The 19657-nt window shown below is 68.2% G+C and carries 18 protein-coding genes; 8 read left to right on the top strand and 10 right to left on the bottom strand.

The window, feature by feature from the left end:
• Positions 1–35: 35 nt before the first annotated feature.
• Positions 36–1226: a phosphoglycerate dehydrogenase gene (locus H8N03_RS03775; RefSeq protein WP_187074769.1), complete on the bottom strand. Its 1191-nt coding sequence runs from the start codon at positions 1224–1226 to the stop codon at positions 36–38.
• Positions 1219–2301 (bottom strand): 3-phosphoserine/phosphohydroxythreonine transaminase, encoded by a 1083-nt coding sequence (gene serC, locus H8N03_RS03770; protein WP_187074768.1) that lies wholly within the window; start codon positions 2299–2301, stop codon positions 1219–1221. The genes H8N03_RS03775 and serC overlap by 8 nt, the downstream gene beginning before the upstream one ends.
• Positions 2302–2465: 164 nt before the next feature.
• On the opposite strand from serC, the gene H8N03_RS03765 reads away from it, so the two are divergent.
• Positions 2466–3326 carry a helix-turn-helix domain-containing protein gene (locus H8N03_RS03765; RefSeq protein ID WP_187074767.1) on the top strand — a complete coding sequence of 287 codons (861 nt, stop codon included), beginning with the start codon at positions 2466–2468 and terminating at the stop codon, positions 3324–3326.
• Between the two features lie 365 nt (positions 3327–3691).
• On the opposite strand, the gene sbmA is transcribed toward H8N03_RS03765, so the two are convergent.
• The 7 genes from sbmA to H8N03_RS03730 form a co-directional block, all read right to left on the bottom strand.
• Complete coding sequence (gene sbmA / locus H8N03_RS03760; RefSeq protein WP_187074766.1) at positions 3692–4708, bottom strand: peptide antibiotic transporter SbmA; 1017 nt, start codon at positions 4706–4708, stop codon at positions 3692–3694.
• A 116-nt stretch (positions 4709–4824) separates the two neighbouring features.
• Entirely contained in the window at positions 4825–6804 is a 1980-nt protein-coding gene (locus H8N03_RS03755; RefSeq protein WP_187074765.1) for a WD40 repeat domain-containing protein, read from the bottom strand.
• Positions 6801–7541 carry a DUF4124 domain-containing protein gene (locus H8N03_RS03750; RefSeq protein WP_187074764.1) on the bottom strand — a complete coding sequence of 247 codons (741 nt, stop codon included), beginning with the start codon at positions 7539–7541 and terminating at the stop codon, positions 6801–6803. Before H8N03_RS03750 ends, H8N03_RS03755 begins: the two co-directional genes overlap by 4 nt.
• A gap of 90 nt (positions 7542–7631) precedes the next feature.
• The gene (locus tag H8N03_RS03745) at positions 7632–10223 is read right to left on the bottom strand and encodes a bifunctional aconitate hydratase 2/2-methylisocitrate dehydratase (protein ID WP_187074763.1); all 2592 of its coding nucleotides are present in this window, start codon (positions 10221–10223) and stop codon (positions 7632–7634) included.
• Positions 10224–10239: 16 nt separating this feature from the next.
• Complete coding sequence (locus H8N03_RS03740) at positions 10240–10830, bottom strand: hypothetical protein (protein WP_187074762.1); 591 nt, start codon at positions 10828–10830, stop codon at positions 10240–10242.
• Between the two features lie 18 nt (positions 10831–10848).
• Positions 10849–11829 carry an HpcH/HpaI aldolase/citrate lyase family protein gene (locus tag H8N03_RS03735; protein WP_187074761.1) on the bottom strand — a complete coding sequence of 327 codons (981 nt, stop codon included), beginning with the start codon at positions 11827–11829 and terminating at the stop codon, positions 10849–10851.
• A gap of 81 nt (positions 11830–11910) precedes the next feature.
• Positions 11911–12897: a malate dehydrogenase gene (locus H8N03_RS03730; RefSeq protein ID WP_187074760.1), complete on the bottom strand. Its 987-nt coding sequence runs from the start codon at positions 12895–12897 to the stop codon at positions 11911–11913.
• A gap of 192 nt (positions 12898–13089) precedes the next feature.
• Between H8N03_RS03730 and H8N03_RS03725 the strand changes: the two genes are divergently transcribed.
• From H8N03_RS03725 to H8N03_RS03695, 7 genes are all read left to right on the top strand, one after another.
• On the top strand, positions 13090–13851 hold the full coding sequence (locus tag H8N03_RS03725) for a GntR family transcriptional regulator (RefSeq protein WP_255428025.1): 762 nt from the start codon (positions 13090–13092) through the stop codon (positions 13849–13851).
• Positions 13852–13969: 118 nt separating this feature from the next.
• The gene (gene sdhC, locus H8N03_RS03720) at positions 13970–14392 is read left to right on the top strand and encodes a succinate dehydrogenase, cytochrome b556 subunit (RefSeq protein WP_187074758.1); all 423 of its coding nucleotides are present in this window, start codon (positions 13970–13972) and stop codon (positions 14390–14392) included.
• Between the two features lie 9 nt (positions 14393–14401).
• The gene (sdhD, locus tag H8N03_RS03715; RefSeq protein ID WP_187074757.1) at positions 14402–14767 is read left to right on the top strand and encodes a succinate dehydrogenase, hydrophobic membrane anchor protein; all 366 of its coding nucleotides are present in this window, start codon (positions 14402–14404) and stop codon (positions 14765–14767) included.
• A gap of 11 nt (positions 14768–14778) precedes the next feature.
• Positions 14779–16587 carry a succinate dehydrogenase flavoprotein subunit gene (sdhA, locus tag H8N03_RS03710; protein ID WP_187074756.1) on the top strand — a complete coding sequence of 603 codons (1809 nt, stop codon included), beginning with the start codon at positions 14779–14781 and terminating at the stop codon, positions 16585–16587.
• Positions 16588–16641: 54 nt separating this feature from the next.
• Complete coding sequence (locus H8N03_RS03705; protein WP_187074755.1) at positions 16642–17346, top strand: succinate dehydrogenase iron-sulfur subunit; 705 nt, start codon at positions 16642–16644, stop codon at positions 17344–17346.
• A gap of 14 nt (positions 17347–17360) precedes the next feature.
• Complete coding sequence (locus tag H8N03_RS03700; RefSeq protein ID WP_187074754.1) at positions 17361–17654, top strand: FAD assembly factor SdhE; 294 nt, start codon at positions 17361–17363, stop codon at positions 17652–17654.
• 25 nt (positions 17655–17679) lie between these two features.
• Positions 17680–18990: a citrate synthase gene (locus tag H8N03_RS03695; RefSeq protein ID WP_187074753.1), complete on the top strand. Its 1311-nt coding sequence runs from the start codon at positions 17680–17682 to the stop codon at positions 18988–18990.
• 178 nt (positions 18991–19168) lie between these two features.
• On the opposite strand, the gene H8N03_RS03690 is transcribed toward H8N03_RS03695, so the two are convergent.
• Complete coding sequence (locus H8N03_RS03690; RefSeq protein ID WP_187074752.1) at positions 19169–19651, bottom strand: BON domain-containing protein; 483 nt, start codon at positions 19649–19651, stop codon at positions 19169–19171.
• Positions 19652–19657: the final 6 nt, after the last annotated feature.

Below are 19657 nucleotides of genomic sequence, written 5' to 3'. Positions count from 1 at the left end.
GCGTCATTGTGCCGCCAGACGCGGGCGAGGGGGCGTCAGGCGGGCTGCGGCAGGTAACGCACGGACAGCACGCCCTCGATGGCGCGCAGGGCGGCGAGCACCGGCTCCCCCACGGGGCTGTCCACGTCCACCAGCGTGTAGGCCATCTCGCCGCGCGACTTGTTCACCATGTTGTGGATGTTGAGCCCGGCCTGCGCCATCGCCGTGGAGATCTGCCCCAGCATGTTCGGGACGTTCGCATTGGCGATGGCCACGCGCCACGAGGTGCCGCGGCCCATGCGGACGTCCGGGAAGTTGACGGCGTTGCGGATGTTGCCGTGCTCCAGGTAGTCGCGCAGCTGATCGGCCACCATGACGGCGCAGTTGTCCTCCGCCTCGCGCGTGGACGCACCGAGGTGGGGCAAGGCAATGACGCCCGGGTGGCGCAGGATGGTCGCGTTGGGAAAGTCGCAGACGTAATGGCCGAGTTGCTTCGCATCGAGCGCCGCCAGCACCGCGGCATCGTCGACCACGCCTTCGCGCGAGAAGTTCAGCAGCACGCCGTCCGCCTGCATGAGCGGGAGGTTCTTCGCACCCACCAGGTGCCGCGTCGCAGGCACGAGCGGCACGTGCAGGGTCACGAACAGGCAATGCTTCAGCACGTCTTCCACGCTGGTGGCGCGCTGCACCTGCGACGGCAGGCTCCACGCCGCTTCGACGGTGATGTCGGGGTCGTAGCCCGTCACGTGCATGCCCAGCTTGATCGCCGCGTCGGCGACGAGCGCGCCCACCTTGCCGAGCCCGATGACGCCCAGCGTCTGGTGGCACAGCTCGAAGCCGGCGAAGGCCTTCTTGCCTTCTTCCACCACCTTCTCGAGGTCACCGCCGGCGGCATCGAGCGTGTCGACGAAGCGCTGTGCCTGGCCGAGCCGGCGGGCCGCCATCAGCATGCCCGCGAGCACGAGTTCCTTGACGGCGTTCGCATTGCCGCCCGGTGCGTTGAAGACGGGGACGCCGCGCGCGCTCAGCGCCGGCACGGGGATGTTGTTGGTGCCCGCGCCGGCGCGGGCGACGGCCTGCACGGAAGCCGGGATCTCCCGGCCGTGGAGGTCCGCGGAACGCACCAGGATGGCGTCGGGCTCGGCGATGTCCTTGCCCGTGAGGTAGCGGCCGGCAGGCAGCCGCTCGAGACCAGCCTTCGAGATCTGGTTCAGTACCAGGACCCCGAAGGACACGGCCTCAGCCATGCTGCCTTTCGAAGTCCTGCATGTACTTCACGAGGGCGTGCACGCCCTCGACGGACATCGCGTTGTAGATCGAGGCACGCATGCCGCCCACGGAGCGGTGGCCCTTGATGCCGGAGATCCCGTGCTGCAGGGCGCCCTTCACGAAGGGATCGTCGAGCTTGTCGTCCTTCAGCCAGAAGGTCACGTTCATCAGGGAGCGGTCCTCCTTCGAGATGGGGCTGCGGAAGAAGCTGCTGCCGTCGAGGAAGTCGTAGAGGATCTTCGCCTTGCGCGCGTTGTGTTCCGCCATGGCCGGCATGCCGCCGAGCGCCTTCACGTGCTTGAGCACCAGGCCCGCGATGTAGATCGCGTAGGTCGGCGGCGTGTTGTACATGGAGTCCGCTTCGCCCTGGATCTGGTAGTTGAAGGCAGACGGCGTGACCGGCAGCGCGTGGCCGAGGAGGTCCTTGCGAACGACGACGATGGTGAGGCCCGAGGGGCCGATGTTCTTCTGCGCGCCGGCGTAGATCAGGCCGTACTTCGAGACGTCGAGCGGACGCGAGAGGATGTCCGAGGACATGTCGGCCACGAGCGGCACCTTGCCCGTGTCCGGCGTCCAGTGGAACTGCACGCCGCCGATGGTCTCGTTGGAGCAGATGTGGACGTAGGAGGCGCCGGGATCGAGCTTCCACTCCGACTGCTTCGGAATGGCCGTGAACTTCGAGGCCTCGCCGGTTGCGGCGACGTTCACCGTGCCGTAGGTCTTCGCTTCCTTCGCGGACTTCTTCGACCAGTCGCCGGTGAGCACGTAGTCGGCGCGGCCGGTGGCGCCGATCAGGTTCATGGGGACGATCGCGTTCTCGCCGATGGCACCGCCCTGCATGAACAGGATCTGGTAGCCGGACGGGATGCCCATCAGCTCCGCGAGCAGGTCCTCCGCTTCGGCGTGGATCCCCATGAACTCCTTGCCGCGGTGGCTCATTTCCATCACCGACATGCCGGAGCCGTTCCAGTCCAGCATCTCCGCGGCGGCCTGCCGCAGGACGGGTTCGGGAAGGGTGGCAGGGCCGGGGCTGAAATTGAAGACGCGGGTCATGGATGCTGGGAACGTGGAGACGGGCGGGGCGCAAGGCGCCCCCGGACCTGCCAGCATACCAAGATGCCATGCCCCGCCTCCGCGCGGGCCCGCTCCGACGGGCGGCAAGGCATGACCTCCCAGGTCATGGAACCGGCGCGCGGGGCCCTCTACCATGCGAGGCCATGGACATCGCCCTTGCCGCGCCGGCCGCGCCGGCTTCGCAGCGCCCCTTCGGCGAACACCTGCGCGACTGGCGCCTGCGCCGCCGCATGAGCCAGCTGGACCTCGCGGGCGAGGCGGAGATCTCGACGCGCCACCTGAGTTTCGTGGAGACGGGACGCTCGGTGCCCAGCCGCGAGATGGTGCTGCGCCTGGCGGAGCGGCTGGACGTGCCGCTGCGCGAGCGCAACACCCTCCTGGTGGCGGCCGGCTACGCGCCCATGTACCGCGAGCGGCCGCTGGACGACCCGGCGCTCGCCGCCGCACGCGAGGCGGTGCAGCTGATCCTGCGCAGCCACGCGCCCCACCCGGCCCTCGCCGTGGACCGCCACTGGAACCTCGTGGCGCACAACGGCGTGGCCGGACAGCTTTTCGCCGGCGTGGACGCCGAACTCCTGCAGCCGCCCGTCAACGTGCTGCGCCTGAGCCTGCACCCGCGCGGCGTCGCGCCGCGCCTCGCCAACCTGGGACAGTGGCGGCACCACCTGTTCGAGCGGCTGCGGCAGCAGATCCAGGCGACCGGCGATGGCACGCTGCGCGCGCTGGAGCAGGAGTTGCGGGGTTATCCGGTGCCGGAAGGGGCGGACGAGACGCGGCTGGAAGGCGAGGTGCTCGGCATCGCCGTGCCGCTGCGCTTCCGGACGCCGGACGGGGTACTGAACCTGATCAGCACCACGACCATCTTCGGCACGCCGGTGGACGTGACCTTGCAGGAGCTGGCGCTGGAGACCTTCTTTCCGGCGGATGCGGAGACGGCGGCGCGCTTGCGGGCGCTCGCGAAGCTGGGGTGCGCTTCGCGCAACCCAGCCTACGAATACCCGTGAGCGGCCGCCGGTGACCATCCGTGAACGACGGTCGGCCGCCTCCCGTTGAACGACGGCCGGTCGCCTTCCGTGAACGACGGCCGGTGGCCTCCCGTGAGCGACGGCCGGCCGCCTCCCGTGGACGACGGCCGGTGGCCACCCGTGAACGACGGCCGGCCGCCTCCCGTGAACGACGGTCGGTGGCCTCCCGCGAACGACGGCCGGTGGCCTCCCGTGAACGACGGCCGGTCGCCTCTCGTGAACGACGGCCGGTCGCCTCCGTGAACGAGACGGCCGGTGGCCTCCCGTGAACGACGGCCGGTCGCCTCCCGTGGACAACGGCCGTAGGCTGGGTTGCCCGCAGGGCACCCCAGCAATCGCCCGCCTCAAGGATTCAACGGCACCAACCCATCGTCCGGCGGCGCCGCATCCGGCTCGTGGATCCGCGCCTCGAAGGCGCGCAGGCGCTTGTACACCGAGATCAGCTCCACGATCGTGCTCCAGCTGTACACGAGGTACTGGAACGATTCCGTCACCTTGTCGAACGCGCGCGAGATCTGCTGCATCACGCCCAGCGTGATCACGCCGGCCGCCACCGTAGGGCCGATGGCGATCAGCGGCACCAGCACGCTCACCTGCAGGTACGACCACTTCACGACGTCGAAATACAGGTAGTGGAAGAACAGCCGGAAGTAGTTGCGCCGCACTTCCTGGAACAGCACCGCCACGACCGGCTTCTCGGCGCGCGCAGGATCGTCCTCGCCGTACACCAGCTCCTTGCGGTACGCGGCCTCGCGCCGCTGGTTCTGGAACTGCAGCCCCGGCAGCAGGATGCCCGTGACGGCCAGCAGCACCGTGCCGAACACGGCCCAGCCGATGGACACCCACACGAGCGAATGCGGGATGGCGCCGATCACCGGCAGGCCGGTGATCTTGTCCGAGAGCACCCAGAGGATGGGGACGAAGGCCGCGAGGGTCATGAGGCTGCGCATGAGGTCCACGCCCAGGCCTTCCATGATGCTGGCGAAGCGCATCGTGTCCTCCTGCACGCGCTGGGCCGCGCCCTCTATCGTGCGCAGCTTCTTCCAGTGCTCCATGTAGTAGTCGTTCATCGCCTGGCGCCAGCGGAAGATGTAGTGCTTGATGAAGAAGTCCAGCACCACCGCCACGGTGACGTAGATCATCGCGATCGACAGGAACGTCGAGAGCTGCTGCCAGTAGGAGTCCAGCGTGATGCTGCCCGGCTTGGACAGCGCGTTCTGCACCAGGTCGTAGAAGGTGCCGAACCACTCGTTGATCTGCACGTCCAGCTGCACGCGGTACCAGGTCGCCGCGAGGATCAGGATGGTCCCGAGGATGGACCACGCGAACCACCGCCGGTTGAGGAAGAAGGAACGGAACATCGGAAGCCTTGTGCTTGGTGTTTGTCCGGTGATGCTAAAGGCTGAGCGGCACCGGCGGGGATGCTCCGGTTTCGATGGCTGCGGAGTCAGGCACCGGGGGGCCGCCTTTTCTTCCCCTACGGCCGGGTGCTCGCGACCAGTTCGCGCGTCTCCAGCGACCAGAGCCTGAGCTCGCCCGTGCTGTCGGCCGACAGCACGCGGTTGCCGAGGAGGCGGACGTAGACGATCTCGCCGAGATGCCCTTCGAGCTGCGCGATGTCCTGGCCGGAGGCCAGGTCAAGGACGCGCACCGTCTTCCTGTGGCCGCCTTCGACGAGCAGGCGCCCGTCGGTGTCGAGCGCCATCTTGCCGGGATTGGCGGCCGTGGCGAACGCGTCGCAGGGCCCGGGTGCCTCGAGGCGGTAGCGACAGAGCTTGTCGTTTTCCTTCACGTAGAGCGTTCCTGCGTCGGGGCTGAGTGCCGCCTGCACGGTCTCGCTGACGCGGCTGGGGATCCTCGTTTCCGCTGCGCCGCTGCGGAACAGCGCTGCGCCGTCGGGGCCGGCGACCAGGTAGGCGTCCCTTGGCGCAATGGGCGCCAGGCGTTCGATCGGCATCAGCGGCATGCGGACCACGTCCTTCACGCGCAGGTCGGTGTCGATCTCCACGAGCCGGTCCCCGAAGACCGCGACCACGCCCCGGCCGTCGAGGCTGGCACCGAGCTGGTGATGGATCATCTGCGGCTGGCCGTTCCACGCCGGTCGCGGCACCTTGCGGACCTGGCCGCTCGCGACGGTGACGAAGCCGACCTCCCCGGAATCGCTGTACGCGAGGGTGGCGCCGTCGGCGATCCACTGCAGTTCGGCCTTGCCCCGCGTCACCTGCAGGTTGTGCAGCACCTTCAGGTTCGCCAGGTCGACCACCACCAGGTCGGACTCGCGCTTCACCGCGAGCAGCGAGCGTTCCGGCAGCACGGCGAAGTTCAGGAGCAAGCCGCGCTGCGGAGCACGCGAGGTGGGAATGCTCAGGACCGGCCCGGGACGGTTCGCGTAGACGTCGAAGAAGGAGATGCCCCCGCCGTTGCCCGCCGCCTGCACGAGCCCGCGCCAGGCGATCGGGTCCTGGTACACGTGGCCGGTGGCGGCTAGGTAAACGCGGTCCGCAGTGGCATCGTCGATCTCGAACACCAGGCTGCCCTTGTCCGGCCCCGCGTACTCGCGCGGCGGCCGCGCGGTGAAGCGCGTCGGGTCCGTGTAGAACGACCAGGTCGCCGGATCGGCCGCGGCCTGGCGCACCGGTTCGAGCGAAGGCACCTGCCACACCGCGATCGCCTTGTGGCTCGTTCCGGAAACGAGCGCCTTCGCGTCGCGCGTGAAGGCCACGGCCAGGATCCAGTCGCGCAAGTCTCCTTGCGCGGTCCGCGCGATCGGCACCAGGCCCGTACCGTCGTATTGCCAGATCTCCACCGCGCCGCCGAGGCCGGCGGCGAGCAGCTTCCCGTCCGGCGAGAAGGCGAGCGAATGCACCGTCCCCCGCGGCTTCAGCTGGAAGAACGGCTCGGCGACCCGCACCTCGCGTCCGGGTTCGGGGGCGATCTTCCACAGGTACAGGCCGCTGCTGTCGCCGGTGGCGAGGACGCCGCGCTTCGCGTCGTAGGCGAGCGCCGAACTGCCGCGGCGGCTGGTCTGCACGGTGGCGAGGCGTTTCAGGTCCGGCAGCGACCAGGCCAGCACGTCCTCCTGCGTCTTCGAAGAGGAGAAGAGCAGCTTGTCGTCGGCGCCGAGCACCATGTTCTCGACCTGGAAGGCGTGGCCGGCCGCTTGCGCGAGGAGCTTGCCGCTTTCCCGCTCGATCACCTGGATGCTGCCGTTGCGGTTGCCGCTCACGAGCCACCGGCAATCGGAGCTGAAGAGAAGCGTGCGCGGATCCAGCCCGGGCACGGGCGCTGCGTCCGGCTGCTGCGGCCGGCGGTCCATGCAGGGACCGAACAAGGCCGCCTTCTGCGGGCCGGAGGGCGAAGCGCGGTCGGGGACGAGGCGCTGCGAGGACCACCGGATCGCGACGGCAAGGCCGACGAGCAGCAGGACCAGGAGGCCGACGCGCGCGAGCCGGCTCACCGGGAACACTCCCGCTCGACCTCCCTCTGCGCCTGGGCGATCGCGCGCTCACCCGGCGCGCGCTGGTCGGCGGGCAGCCGCATGTTCTGCGCGAACGCGTCGGCGATCTCCCGGCGCGCCTTCATGCAGTCGCGGGCGAGGTCGGCGCGGCCCTGCTGTTCCGACGCGCGGCTGCGCGCCGCCGTCTCCGCCCTCCCCGCGGCCTCGATCTCCGCCAGCTTCGCGTCGTGCTTGCGCCAGAGCTCCTGCGCGATGCCGATGTCCAGCTGCTCCGAAGCCGCGTCCGTGGGCGCGACGAAGCCGAACTTGCCGCACTTGGGCAGGAAGCGCGCGACGAAGCGCTGCATCTGCGTCGTGGCAACCACCTCGTCGCTGGCCGTGCTGCGGCCCCGCGCCCGCGACCGCTCCATGGCCTCCCGCTGGCTGCGCATCGTGCCGGCCTGGATGTCCCAGTCGCCGGCGCAGCTCTCCATCTCCGACGCCTCCTTGCGCAGTTCCATGGGGTCGCGGCCGGCGGAGGGCCGGGGCGGCGCGGCGGCGGCGCCGTTGCGCGGCGCCGGGGAAGGCGCGGTCCGCACGGCGGACGGCGACTGGATCGTCTCCGACCGTGCCGTGCCCGGACACGGTGCTTCCTGGTAGGTCGTCCTGCCGTTCTCCACGCACTTGTTCTGCGCGTGCGCCGCCGGCCCCGCCAGCGCCGCGGCGCAGGCCAGGATCCCCACGATGGACTTGTCCATGGCCACCCCCCTGCCGGCACTGTAGGGGACCGCCAAGAAAAATGCCCCGCTCTCGCGGGGCATTGACGGGCGCGGTGTGGCGCGGCAGCGTCAGACCGCCACTTCCTTCGCCGTTTCCGCGTATTCCTCGATCTGGTCGAAGTTCATGTAGCGGTAGACCTTGTCGCCGTTGGCGTTGATCACGCCCATGTCGGCCTGGTACTCGGACACGGTCGGCAGGCGGCCCAGCTTGGACGCGATCGCGGCCAGCTCCGCGGAGGCCAGGAACACGTTCGTGTTCTTGCCCAGGCGGTTGGGGAAGTTGCGCGTCGACGTGGACACGACCGTCGCGCCTTCCTTCACCTGCGCCTGGTTGCCCATGCACAGCGAGCAGCCGGGCATCTCGGTGCGCGCGCCGGCGCCGCCGAAGTTGGCGTAGTGGCCTTCCTTCGTCAGCTCCTCCTGGTCCATCTTGGTCGGCGGGGCGACCCACAGCTTGACCGGGATGTCGCGCTTGCCTTCGAGCAGCAGCGAGGCGGCACGGAAATGGCCGATGTTGGTCATGCACGAACCGATGAAGGCTTCGTCGATCTTCGTGTTCTGCACGGCGGACAGCGGCTTCACGTCGTCCGGGTCGTTCGGGCAGCACAGCAGCGGCTCGGTGATCGTCGCGAGGTCGATCTCGATCACGGCGGCGTACTCGGCGTCCTTGTCGCCTTCCAGCAGGTCCGGCTTGGCGAGCCACGCTTCCACGGCCTTGATGCGGCGCTCCAGCGAGCGCTTGTCGGCGTAGCCCTGGGCGATCATGTTCTTCATGAGAACGATGTTCGAGGTCAGGTACTCCTTGATCGGCGCCGGGTTCAGCTTCACCGTGCAGCCGGCGGCGGAGCGCTCGGCGGACGCGTCGGACAGCTCGAACGCCTGTTCCACCTTCAGGTCCGGCAGGCCCTCGATCTCGAGGATGCGGCCGGAGAAGATGTTCTTCTTGCCTTCCTTCGCCACGGTCAGCAGGCCTTGCTGGATCGCGAAGTAGGGGATCGCGTGCACCAGGTCGCGCAGCGTGATGCCGGGTTGCATCTCGCCCTTGAAGCGCACCAGCACGGACTCGGGCATGTCCAGGGGCATCACGCCCGTCGCCGCGGCGAAGGCCACCAGGCCGGAGCCGGCGGGGAAGCTGATGCCGATCGGGAAGCGCGTGTGGCTGTCGCCGCCGGTGCCGACGGTGTCGGGCAGCAGCAGGCGGTTCAGCCAGGAGTGGATCACGCCGTCGCCGGGGCGCAGGGCCACGCCGCCGCGGTTGGAGATGAACTGGGGCAGCTCGCGGTGCGTCTTCACGTCCACGGGCTTCGGGTAGGCCGCGGTGTGGCAGAAGGACTGCATCACCATGTCGGCGCTGAAGCCGAGGCAGGCCAGGTCCTTCAGCTCGTCGCGGGTCATCGGGCCCGTGGTGTCCTGCGAACCCACGGTGGTCATGCGCGGCTCGCAGTACGTGCCGGGACGGATGCCCTTGCCTTCCGGCAGGCCGCAGGCGCGGCCGACCATCTTCTGCGCCAGCGTGAAGCCCTTGCCGGAATCGACCGGGGGCTTGGGCAGGCGGAAGGTGGTGGAGGCGCCGAGGCCCAGGAACTGGCGCGCGTTGGCGGTCAGCGAGCGGCCGATGATCAGGTTGATGCGGCCGCCGGCGCGCACTTCGTCCAGCAGCACGTCGGACTTGAGCGAGAAGCGCTCGACGACCTTGCCGTCCTTCTCGATCGTGCCCTCGTACGGGTAGATGTCGATCACGTCGCCGGTCTCCAGCTGCGTGACGTTCACCTCGATCGGCAGCGCGCCGGAGTCTTCCTGCGTGTTGTAGAAGATCGGGGCGATCTTGCCGCCCAGCGTGACGCCGCCGAAGCGCTTGTTCGGCACGAACGGGATGTCCTGGCCCGTGGCCCAGATCACGCTGTTGGTGGCGGACTTGCGGGAGGAGCCGGTGCCCACCACGTCACCGACGTAGGCGACCTGGTGGCCCTTCTTCTTCAGGTCCTCGATGAAGGCGATGGGGCCACGCTTGCCCTCTTCTTCCGGCTTGAACGCGGTGCCGGGGCGCGAGTTCTTCAGCATCGCCAGCGTGTGCAGCGGGATGTCGGGGCGCGACCAGGCGTCCGGGGCGGGCGACAGGTCGTCGGTGTTGGTCTCGCCGGGCACCTTGAACACGGTGACCGTGATCTTCTGCGCCACTTCCGGGCGGCTCGTGAACCACTCGGCGTCGGCCCACGACTGGATCACCTGCCTGGCGAAGGCGTTGTTCGCCTTCGCCTTCTCGGCGACGTCGTGGAAGTAGTCGAACATCAGCAGCGTCTTCTTCAGGCCGTCGGCGGCGATCTGCGCGACCTCCGCGTCATCGAGCAGGTCGATCAGCGGCTTGACGTTGTAGCCGCCGACCATGGTGCCGAGCAGCTCGGTCGCCTTGGCCCTGGAAATCGCCTTGACGGCGAGATCCCCATGCGCGACGGCGGCCAGGAAGCTGGCCTTCACCTTGGCCGCATCGTCCACGCCCGGCGGCACGCGGTTCGTGAGCAGGTCCAGCAGGAAGGCTTCTTCCTTGGCCGGGGCCGCCTTGATCAGCTCGATCAGTTCGGCGGTCTGCTTCGCGGACAGCGGCAGCGGGGGGATGCCGAGCTTGGCACGCTCGGCAACGTGTTCGACGTAGGCTTGCAACATGGGGTCTCTCCGTAAATCAGGTCTTGGGTGCCGCCGGTGCCGCGGGCGCGGCCGGCTGTTGTGAAGTGGTGGGCGTGGGCGCCGGCTCGAGCAGGTTGATCGGCGGACGGGTCTTCATCTCCTCCGCGAACTTGAGCTGCTCGGGGCTCTGGCACTCGTCGGCCAGGCGCTTGCCTTCCTTCTGGTTCATCAGCATGGACTTGTTGCCCAGCTGCAGCCAGAGGGCGCCGCGCGCGGGGTCCTCGAGGCGGATGGCGCCGGTCTTGCTCTCCACCGGGTGCATCACGAAGCGGTTGATGCCGTGCGACACGAGGAAGTAGCCGGCGCGGCGGCGCGGCGTCACCTTCACGTGCGCGCCGAGCTCGCACTTGATCTCGCCCGTGTAGACACGCTGGGCGATCTCCAGTTCGGCAGGCGTGAGCTTGTCGGACGGGTCGTTCTCCTCCAGCGGCGTGGACAGCTCCACCGCCTCCCGGCGCGTGGCCGGCTTGGCAGGGGCCTTGGCCTTGGCGGCGGGCTTGGTCGCCGGCGCGCTCTGCTGCGCCTGCGCGAGGCCGGTGGCACCGAACGCAGCGGCCAGGATGCTGGCAATCACAACTTTCTTCATGACGTCTCTCCTCTCGGACTAGGGACGCGCAAACCACGCGCGTGCTTCTTCGGGGAGCGGCCGCCCGGTCTGGTGGGCCCTTTCCAGGACCTGCCAGTAGTAGCGGTAGCTCGCCCGGTCTTCGAGTTTGCCGTCGAAGCTGATCGGTGCCCAGCTTGCCGCTTCCGCGGCGCGAAGAAGTTGTGTCGCCTTGTGAATTTCGTCGGCGCCGGGAGCGAACACTTCCACGATCGTCCTGATCTGGTCAGGGTGGATGCTCCACATGCGCGTGTAACCGAACGCGTTGGCTGCGCGCGACGCCGCGGCGCGGAAAGCCTCGCGATCCTTGAACTCCGTCACGACGCCATGCGACGGCACCTTGCCGTGGGCATGGCAGGCGGAGGAAATTTCGAGCTTGGCGCGCACCACGAGCGGGTGCGTGAACTGGCCCTGCACGCCCATCCCGTCCGACGGGATGGCGCCGCCGTGCGCCGACACGAAGTCCATGAGGCCGAAGCTCAGGGACTGCATGCGCGGGTGCGCCGCGATGTCGAAGGCGCGGTGCACGGCCGCCGGCGACTCGATGAGGCCCTGCAGCGGCAGCTGCTTCGCGCCCGCGGCGTCCAGCGCGCGCGCGGCACGCTCGACGTCCTCGGGCCGCTCCACCTTCGGCACCATGATGTGCACGAGGCGGTGGCCCGCCTTGCCGGCGATGGTGGCGATGTCCTGCTCGAACGCGGGATGGTCCACCGGATGCACGCGCACGGCGACGCGCGCATCGGGCTTCGCACCCAGCGCGAGTTCGACGACGAGGGCGGCATGTTCCGCCTCGCCGCCGACCGGCGCGCCGTCCTCGCAGTCGAGCGTGACGTCGAAGACGCAGGCGCCGAACTCCTGCGTCATCTCCTCCTGCAGTTGCAGGCTCTTGCGCATGCGCGCTTCGACGCCGCTGTAGTGGTCGCACACCGGCAGCGTGCCGGTGCGGCCCTGCGTGCCGAGGAGGATGTCTCTGGGATGCATGAGGGACTAGGGGCTAGGGTTTAGGGACTAGGGAGAGGCAGGACCCTAGTCCCTAGCCCCTAATCCCTAGTCCCTTCAAGCTCACAGGAGGTGGGAGACGCCCTGCTGCTCTTCCTGCAGCTCCTTGAGCGTCAGGTTGATGCGCTCCTGCGAGAACGCGTCGATCTCCAGGCCCTTCACCACTTCGTACTTGCCGTCCCTGGTGGTGACGGGGAAGCCGAACATGACGTCCTTGGGGATGCCGTAGTCGCCGTTGGACGGGATGCCCATGGTGACCCACTTGCCGTTGCTGCCCAGGGCCCAGTCGCGCATGTGGTCGATGGCGGCGTTGGCGGCGGAGGCGGCGGACGACAGGCCGCGCGCTTCGATGATCGCGGCGCCGCGCTTGCCCACCGTCGGCAGGAAGGTGTTGGCGTTCCACTCCTGGTCGTTGATCAGGTCCTTGACGGACTTGCCGTTGACCGTGGCGAAGCGGTAGTCGGCGTACATGGTGGGCGAGTGGTTGCCCCACACCGTGAGCTTCTCGATGTCCTTGACCTGCGTGCCGGTCTTGGCCGCGACCTGCGACAGCGCGCGGTTGTGGTCCAGGCGCAGCATGGCGGTGAAGTTCTCGCGCGGCAGGCTCGGGGCGCTCTTCATCGCGATGTAGGCGTTGGTGTTGGCGGGGTTGCCGACCACCAGCACCTTGACGTTGCGGGAGGCGACCTTGTCCAGCGCCTTGCCCTGGGCCGTGAAGATCTGGGCGTTGGCGGACAGCAGGTCCTTGCGCTCCATGCCGGGGCCGCGCGGGCGGGCGCCGACCAGCAGGGCGTAGTCGGTGTCCTTGAAGGCGGTCATCGGGTCGCTGTGGGCTTCCATGCCGGCCAGCAGCGGGAAGGCGCAGTCTTCCAGTTCCATCATCACGCCCTTGAGCGCCTTCTGGGCCTTCTCGTCGGGGATCTCCAGCAGCTGCAGGATCACGGGCTGGTCCTTGCCCAGCATCTCGCCGGAGGCGATGCGGAACAGCAGGGCGTAACCGATCTGGCCAGCGGCGCCGGTGACGGCGACGCGAACGGGCTTCTTGCTCATGGAAATTCTCCGGATGGAAGTGCTGCGAAAGAGATGGTCGGGAGTCGGCGTGGGGCGCGGGAGGAGCAGCTCGCGTGCGCGAGGCCCGGGTGCGGCCCTGCGGGGACAGGGCGTGAGTGTACCCGGGCAAACCCTCGGGGGTCAACGCGTCTTATGTCTTATATAAGATATCATTGGGGTCCATCCCACACCATGGCCGCCACCCCTGCCCCGTCCGCTGACTCGCCCGAAGGCGCCACGCCCGCGTTCAGCCCGCTGTACCAGCAGATCAAGGGGCTGATCCTGCAAAGCCTGCAGGCCGGCGAGTGGAAGCCCGGCGAAGCCATCCCGAGCGAGATGGACCTGGCCGCGCGTTTCCGCGTGAGCCAGGGCACCGTGCGCAAGGCGATCGACGAACTCGCGGCCGAGAACCTGGTGGTGCGCCGCCAGGGCAAGGGCACCTTCGTCGCCACGCATGCCGAGCAGCACGTGCGCTACCGCTTCCTCAAGCTCGTGCCCGACACGGGCGAGGCCGGGCCCGCGCAGCGCAGCATCCTCGAATGCCGCCGGCAGCGCGCCAGCGCCGAGGTCGCGCGCGCCCTGCAGCTGCGCACCGGCGACTCGGTCGTGCAGGTGCGCCGCGTGCTCTCGTTCTCCGGTGTCCCCACGATCCTGGAGGACATGTGGCTGCCGGGAAACCCGTTCAAGGGACTCACCGCCGAACAGCTCGACGCCCACCAGGGCCCGACCTACGCGCTCTTCGAACTGGAGTTCGGCGTGCGCATGGTGCGGGCCGAAGAGAAGATCCGCGCGGTCGCGGCGGACGCGCAGCAGGCCACCCTGCTCGCCATGCCCGAAGGCGCGCCGCTGCTGTCCGTGGAGCGGCTTTCCTATACGTACAACGACGTACCGATGGAGCTGCGCCGCGGCCTGTACCGTACCGACACGCACCACTACCGCAACGAGTTGAACTGAGGGCCGGCGGGCCTTTCGGACGCAAGGCCCAAGTCAGTCGTCGGTAGCACTCTGTTGCGTTGCAATAGAATTTTGGGTTGTCCGCATCCGCACACCCCCCGCCATCCGAAAGAAACGCATGACAGAGCTCGCCAAGCAGCGGCCGGAATTCCGCAACATCCACGCCTTCAAGGACCTGCCCACGTACCGGCTGCCCGCGCCTGGCTGGGTCTCCATCCTGCACCGCATCAGCGGCGTGCTGATGTTCGTGCTGCTGCCCCTGATCCTCTGGATCTTCGACGCCTCGGTGTCCTCCGAGATCTCCAGCAACCGCCTGCGCGCCGCTTTCACCGGCGGCACCGGCGTGGTCCTCAAGCTGGTGTGCCTGGCGCTGATCTGGGCCTACCTGCACCACTTCATCGCCGGCCTGCGCCACGTCTGGATGGACGTGAGCCACAAGGCCGTGAGCAAGGCCTGGGGCGGCACTTCCGCGAAGGTCACCCTCGTCGCCAGCCTGCTGCTGACGGTGGTCCTGGGCCTCAAGCTCTTCGGCGTCTACTAAGGAAGAACCATGGCAGTCAACTACGGCTCCCGCCGCACCGTCGTCGGTGCGCACTACGGCACCCGCGACTGGCTGGCGCAGCGCGTCACCGCGGTCGTCATGGCCCTCTTCACGCTGGTCGTGCTGGCGCAGGTGCTCTTCACCCGCGGCCCGGTCGACTACTACGCGTGGGCCGGCATCTTCCATCCGCAGTGGATGAAGATGCTCACCTTCGCCACCATCGTCGGCCTGCTGTACCACGTGTGGGTCGGCATGCGCGACGTGCTGATGGACTACGTCAAGCCCGTCGGCATCCGCCTCGTCCTGCAGATCCTGGTCCTCGTGTGGCTCGTGGGCTGCGCGGGCTGGGCCATCCAGGTGCTGTGGCGCGTCTGAGGACAGAACAAATGGCATACACCAAGAGCAACATCGCGACGCGCAAGTTCGACGTCGTCATCGTGGGCGCCGGCGGCTCCGGCATGCGCGCCTCCCTCCAGCTGTCCCTCGCCGGCCTGAACGTGGCCGTGCTGACGAAGGTGTTCCCCACCCGCTCGCACACCGTGGCGGCGCAGGGCGGCATCGGCGCCTCGCTCGGCAACATGTCCGAGGACAACTGGCACTACCACTTCTACGACACCGTCAAGGGTTCCGACTGGCTCGGCGACCAGGACGCGATCGAATTCATGTGCCGCGAGGCGCCGAAGGTCGTGTACGAGCTCGAGCACTTCGGCATGCCCTTCGACCGCAACCCCGACGGCACGATCTACCAGCGTCCCTTCGGCGGCCACACGGCGAACTACGGCGAGAAGCCCGTGCAGCGCGCCTGCGCCGCGGCCGACCGCACCGGCCACGCCATGCTGCACACGCTGTACCAGCAGAACGTGCGCGCGAAGACCTCGTTCTTCGTCGAGTGGATGGCGCTGGACCTGATCCGCGACGCCGAAGGCGACGTGGTCGGCGTGACCGCGCTGGAGATGGAAACCGGCGACCTGCACGTGCTGCACGCCAAGACCGTGCTGCTGGCCACCGGCGGCGCGGGCCGCATCTACCAGGCTTCCACCAACGCCTTCATCAACACGGGCGACGGCCTCGGCATGGCGGCGCGCGCCGGCATCCCGCTGGAAGACATGGAGTTCTGGCAGTTCCACCCCACCGGCGTGGCCGGCGCGGGCGTGCTGCTCACCGAGGGCTGCCGCGGCGAAGGCGCCATCCTGCGCAACGCCAACGGCGAGCGCTTCATGGAGCGCTACGCGCCCACGCTGAAGGACCTGGCGCCGCGCGACTTCGTGTCCCGCTCGATGGACCAGGAGATCAAGGAAGGGCGCGGGTGCGGTCCGAACAAGGACTACATCATGCTCGACATGACGCACATCGGCGAGAAGGACATCATGAAGCGCCTGCCGTCGGTGTACGAGATCGGCATCAACTTCGCCAACGTCGACATCACGCGCGAGCCGATCCCGGTGGTGCCCACCATCCACTACCAGATGGGCGGCATCCCGACCAACATCCACGGCCAGGTCGTCCTGCAGCGCAACGGCAGCGACAACGACGCGCTGAACGGCCTGTACGCCGTGGGCGAGTGCTCCTGCGTGTCCGTGCACGGCGCCAACCGCCTGGGCACCAACTCGCTGCTGGACCTGCTGGTGTTCGGCAAGGCCGCGGGCAACCACATCGTGGAGTACGCGAGCCGCACCAAGGCGCACAAGCCGCTGCCCGCCGATGCCGCGGAGCGCTCGCTCGAGCGCCTCAACCGCCTGGACAACACGACGTCCGGCGAGTACGCGCAGAACGTCGCCAACGACATCCGCTCCGCCATGCAGGCGCACGCCGGCGTGTTCCGCACCCAGGCCAGCATGGACGAAGGCGTGCGCAAGATCGCGGCCATCCGCGATCGCGTGGGCGCCATCGAGCTGAAGGACAAGTCGCGCGTGTTCAACACCGCCCGCGTCGAGGCGCTGGAAGTGGAGAACCTGATCGAGGCCGCGCAGGCGACCATCGTGTCCGCCGCCGCCCGCAAGGAATGCCGCGGCGCCCACACCGTGAGCGACTACGAGCGCCCGGCGAACGACGCGGTCGCCCCCCTGGGCCGCGACGACGCGAACTGGATGAAGCACACGCTGTGGTACAGCGAGGGCAGCCGCCTCGCGTACAAGCCCGTGAAGCTCAAGCCGCTGTCCGTGGAAACCGTGCCGCCCAAGGTCCGGACTTTCTGATTACGCAATCCTGCGCATAAGAAAAGCGCCTAGATTCACGATACGGATTACCCCATGCAAAAGCGCACCTTCCACATCTACCGCTACGACCCGGACAAGGATGCCAAGCCGTACATGCAGACGGTGGAGATCGAGCTGGAGGGCAACGAGCGCATGCTGCTCGACGCCCTGATGAAGCTCAAGGCGCAGGATCCCACCATCGCCTTCCGCCGCTCCTGCCGCGAAGGCGTCTGCGGCTCCGACGCGATGAACATCAACGGCAAGAACGGCCTGGCCTGCCTGACCAACCTGCGCACGCTGAAGGACCCCATCGTCCTGAAGCCGCTGCCCGGCCTGCCGGTCATCCGCGACCTGATCGTGGACATGACGCAGTTCTTCAAGCAGTACCACTCGATCAAGCCCTACCTCGTCAACGACGAGATCCCGCCCGAGAAGGAGCGGCTGCAGTCGCCCGAGGAGCGCGAGGAGCTGAACGGCCTGTACGAGTGCATCCTGTGCGCGAGCTGCTCCACGAGCTGCCCGAGCTTCTGGTGGAACCCCGACAAGTTCGTGGGCCCCGCCGGCCTGCTGCAGGCCTACCGCTTCATCGCCGACAGCCGTGACCAGGCGACCGGCGAGCGCCTGGACAACCTGGAAGATCCGTACCGCCTCTTCCGCTGCCACACCATCATGAACTGCGTCGACGTCTGCCCGAAGGGTCTCAACCCGACCATGGCGATCGGCAAGATCAAGGAATTGATGGTCCGCCGCGCGGTCTGACCGTTTGACGCACAATGGCTGAAACGCTGCTCGACGAACGTGCCCTCAGCAAGCTGCGCTGGCGTTGCCGCCGCGGGCTGCTGGAGAACGACCTTTTCATCGAGCGCTTCTTCGGCCGCTACGCCGACAGCCTGACCGTCCGGCAGGCCGAGGCGCTCGGGGAGCTGATGGACCTGGCCGACAACGACCTGCTGGACCTGCTGCTGCGGCGCAAGGATCCCGAAGGCGAACTGGATCGGCCGGACACGAGAGAAGTGCTGGAGATGCTGCGGCGCAAGCCGGACGCATCGACCGGTACCCGGCATTGAGAGACCACTGTTTAGGAACACCCCTATGAAACTCGCTGACAACAAGGCCACGCTGTCCTTCAGCAACGGCAGCCCGAGCGTCGAGCTGCCCGTCTACCAGGGCAGCATCGGCCCCGACGTCGTCGACATCCGCAAGCTGTACGCCCAGACGGGGATGTTCACGTACGACCCGGGCTTCATGTCCACGGCCTCCTGCCAGTCGACCATCACGTACATCGACGGCGACAAGGGCGAGCTGCTGTACCGCGGCTACCCGATCGAGCAGCTGGCGACCTCGTGCGACTACCTGGAGACCTGCTACCTGCTGCTGTACGGCGAGCTGCCCAACCCGCAGCAGAAGACGGACTTCGTCAACCGCGTGACCAACCACACGATGGTCAACGAGCAGATGCAGTTCTTCCTGCGCGGCTTCCGCCGCGACGCCCACCCGATGGCCGTGATGACCGGCCTGGTGGGCGCCCTGTCGGCCTTCTATCACGACAGCACGGACATCAACAATCCCGAGCACCGCGAGATCTCCGCGATCCGCCTGATCGCGAAGATGCCGACGCTCGTCGCCATGGCGTACAAGTACTCCATGGGCCAGCCCTACATGTACCCGCAGAACAAGCTGGGCTACACGTCGAACTTCATGCGCATGATGTTCGCGACGCCCTGCGAGGAGTACGAGCCCAACGACGTGCTGGTGCGCGCCATGGACCGCATCTTCATCCTGCACGCCGACCACGAGCAGAACGCCTCCACCTCCACGGTGCGCCTGTGCGGCTCCTCCGGCACCAACCCGTTCGCGGCGATCGCGGCCGGCGTGGCCTGCCTGTGGGGTCCCGCGCACGGCGGCGCCAACGAGGCGGCGCTCAACATGCTGGAAGACATCCAGAAGATGGGCGGCGTGGCGAAGATCGGCGAGTTCGTGTCCAAGGTGAAGGACAAGAACAGCGGCATCAAGCTGATGGGCTTCGGCCACCGCGTGTACAAGAACTACGACCCGCGCGCCAAGCTGATGCGCGAGACCTGCCACGAGGTGCTGGACACCCTGGGCCTGGGCAACGACCCGCTGTTCAAGCTGGCGATGGCCCTGGAGAAGGTGGCGCTGGAGGACGAATACTTCGTCTCCCGCAAGCTGTACCCGAACGTCGACTTCTACTCCGGCATCGTGCAGCGCGCGATCGGCATCCCGGTCTCGCTGTTCACCGCGATCTTCGCGCTGGCCCGCACGGTCGGCTGGATCGCCCAGCTGAACGAGATGATCGCCGACCCCGAGTACAAGATCGGCCGTCCGCGCCAGCTGTACGTCGGCGCCACGAAGCGCGACGTGCAGCCGATCGACAAGCGCTGATCGTTCGGTTCTGCAAGCAAAGGGCCCGCTGGCGCGGGCCTTTTGCTTTGCATCGCTGGGGTGCCCTTCGGGCAACCCAGCCTACGGCCCGGGCGTGTCCCGCGCCGGCATCCTTCCGATTGCGGCGGACCGTAGGCTGGGTTGCGCGTCAGCGCACCCCAGCGATCCGGGCGCACCGTCACCGCGCCAGCTCGTACTTCGGCTTGCCGCCGGTCCCCACCTGCAGGAAGTTCACCACCCCCATCACGTCGTCCACCAGCATCACCGCCTTCTCCATCTGCTCGCCCTGCTCCCGGGTCTTCACGCATCCCATCAGCGTGACGATGCGCCGCTCGCCCAGGACCCACACCGACGTGTCGTCGAAGCGCCCATCCCGCCGGATGTACTGCTGCACGCGCGGAATGATCTCCTTGTCGTACAGGTAGGAGTTCGGCAGCCGGCAACGCCCCGAGTGGTAGCAGCTGGTGCCGTGCTGGGCGCGCGCGTGTTCTTCCTTGCGGATCTCCTCCTCGGTGAACCCGGGGGGACGCGGGACGGGGCAGCCGGGGATCGCGGACGTGACCTGCAGGAAGGGATCGCCGAAGACGTTGCGCCGCTCCTGCGCCGGGGCGGCGGTGGCGAGGACGGCGAGGGCGAGGAAGGCCAGGCGTCTGGAGCGCATGGCCTC

Origin of the sequence: Ramlibacter cellulosilyticus, assembly GCF_014297465.1 — a bacterium.
Lineage (GTDB): Bacteria > Pseudomonadota > Gammaproteobacteria > Burkholderiales > Burkholderiaceae_C > Ramlibacter > Ramlibacter cellulosilyticus.
Note: the sequence above shows the minus strand (reverse complement) of the source record. Positions and strands in the feature narration are given on the sequence as shown.

What these genes read in the sequence shown, in the direction of transcription:
- H8N03_RS03775 (WP_187074769.1), bottom strand. Translation starts at nt 1,226, where the DNA reads ATGGCTGAGGCCGTGTCCTTCGGGGTCCTGGTACTGAACCAGATCTCG.
- serC (WP_187074768.1), bottom strand. Translation starts at nt 2,301, where the DNA reads ATGACCCGCGTCTTCAATTTCAGCCCCGGCCCTGCCACCCTTCCCGAA.
- H8N03_RS03765 (WP_187074767.1), top strand. Translation starts at nt 2,466, where the DNA reads ATGGACATCGCCCTTGCCGCGCCGGCCGCGCCGGCTTCGCAGCGCCCC.
- sbmA (WP_187074766.1), bottom strand. Translation starts at nt 4,708, where the DNA reads ATGTTCCGTTCCTTCTTCCTCAACCGGCGGTGGTTCGCGTGGTCCATC.
- H8N03_RS03750 (WP_187074764.1), bottom strand. Translation starts at nt 7,541, where the DNA reads ATGGACAAGTCCATCGTGGGGATCCTGGCCTGCGCCGCGGCGCTGGCG.
- H8N03_RS03745 (WP_187074763.1), bottom strand. Translation starts at nt 10,223, where the DNA reads ATGTTGCAAGCCTACGTCGAACACGTTGCCGAGCGTGCCAAGCTCGGC.
- H8N03_RS03740 (WP_187074762.1), bottom strand. Translation starts at nt 10,830, where the DNA reads ATGAAGAAAGTTGTGATTGCCAGCATCCTGGCCGCTGCGTTCGGTGCC.
- H8N03_RS03735 (WP_187074761.1), bottom strand. Translation starts at nt 11,829, where the DNA reads ATGCATCCCAGAGACATCCTCCTCGGCACGCAGGGCCGCACCGGCACG.
- H8N03_RS03730 (WP_187074760.1), bottom strand. Translation starts at nt 12,897, where the DNA reads ATGAGCAAGAAGCCCGTTCGCGTCGCCGTCACCGGCGCCGCTGGCCAG.
- H8N03_RS03725 (WP_255428025.1), top strand. Translation starts at nt 13,090, where the DNA reads ATGGCCGCCACCCCTGCCCCGTCCGCTGACTCGCCCGAAGGCGCCACG.
- sdhC (WP_187074758.1), top strand. Translation starts at nt 13,970, where the DNA reads ATGACAGAGCTCGCCAAGCAGCGGCCGGAATTCCGCAACATCCACGCC.
- sdhD (WP_187074757.1), top strand. Translation starts at nt 14,402, where the DNA reads ATGGCAGTCAACTACGGCTCCCGCCGCACCGTCGTCGGTGCGCACTAC.
- sdhA (WP_187074756.1), top strand. Translation starts at nt 14,779, where the DNA reads ATGGCATACACCAAGAGCAACATCGCGACGCGCAAGTTCGACGTCGTC.
- H8N03_RS03705 (WP_187074755.1), top strand. Translation starts at nt 16,642, where the DNA reads ATGCAAAAGCGCACCTTCCACATCTACCGCTACGACCCGGACAAGGAT.
- H8N03_RS03700 (WP_187074754.1), top strand. Translation starts at nt 17,361, where the DNA reads ATGGCTGAAACGCTGCTCGACGAACGTGCCCTCAGCAAGCTGCGCTGG.
- H8N03_RS03695 (WP_187074753.1), top strand. Translation starts at nt 17,680, where the DNA reads ATGAAACTCGCTGACAACAAGGCCACGCTGTCCTTCAGCAACGGCAGC.
- H8N03_RS03690 (WP_187074752.1), bottom strand. Translation starts at nt 19,651, where the DNA reads ATGCGCTCCAGACGCCTGGCCTTCCTCGCCCTCGCCGTCCTCGCCACC.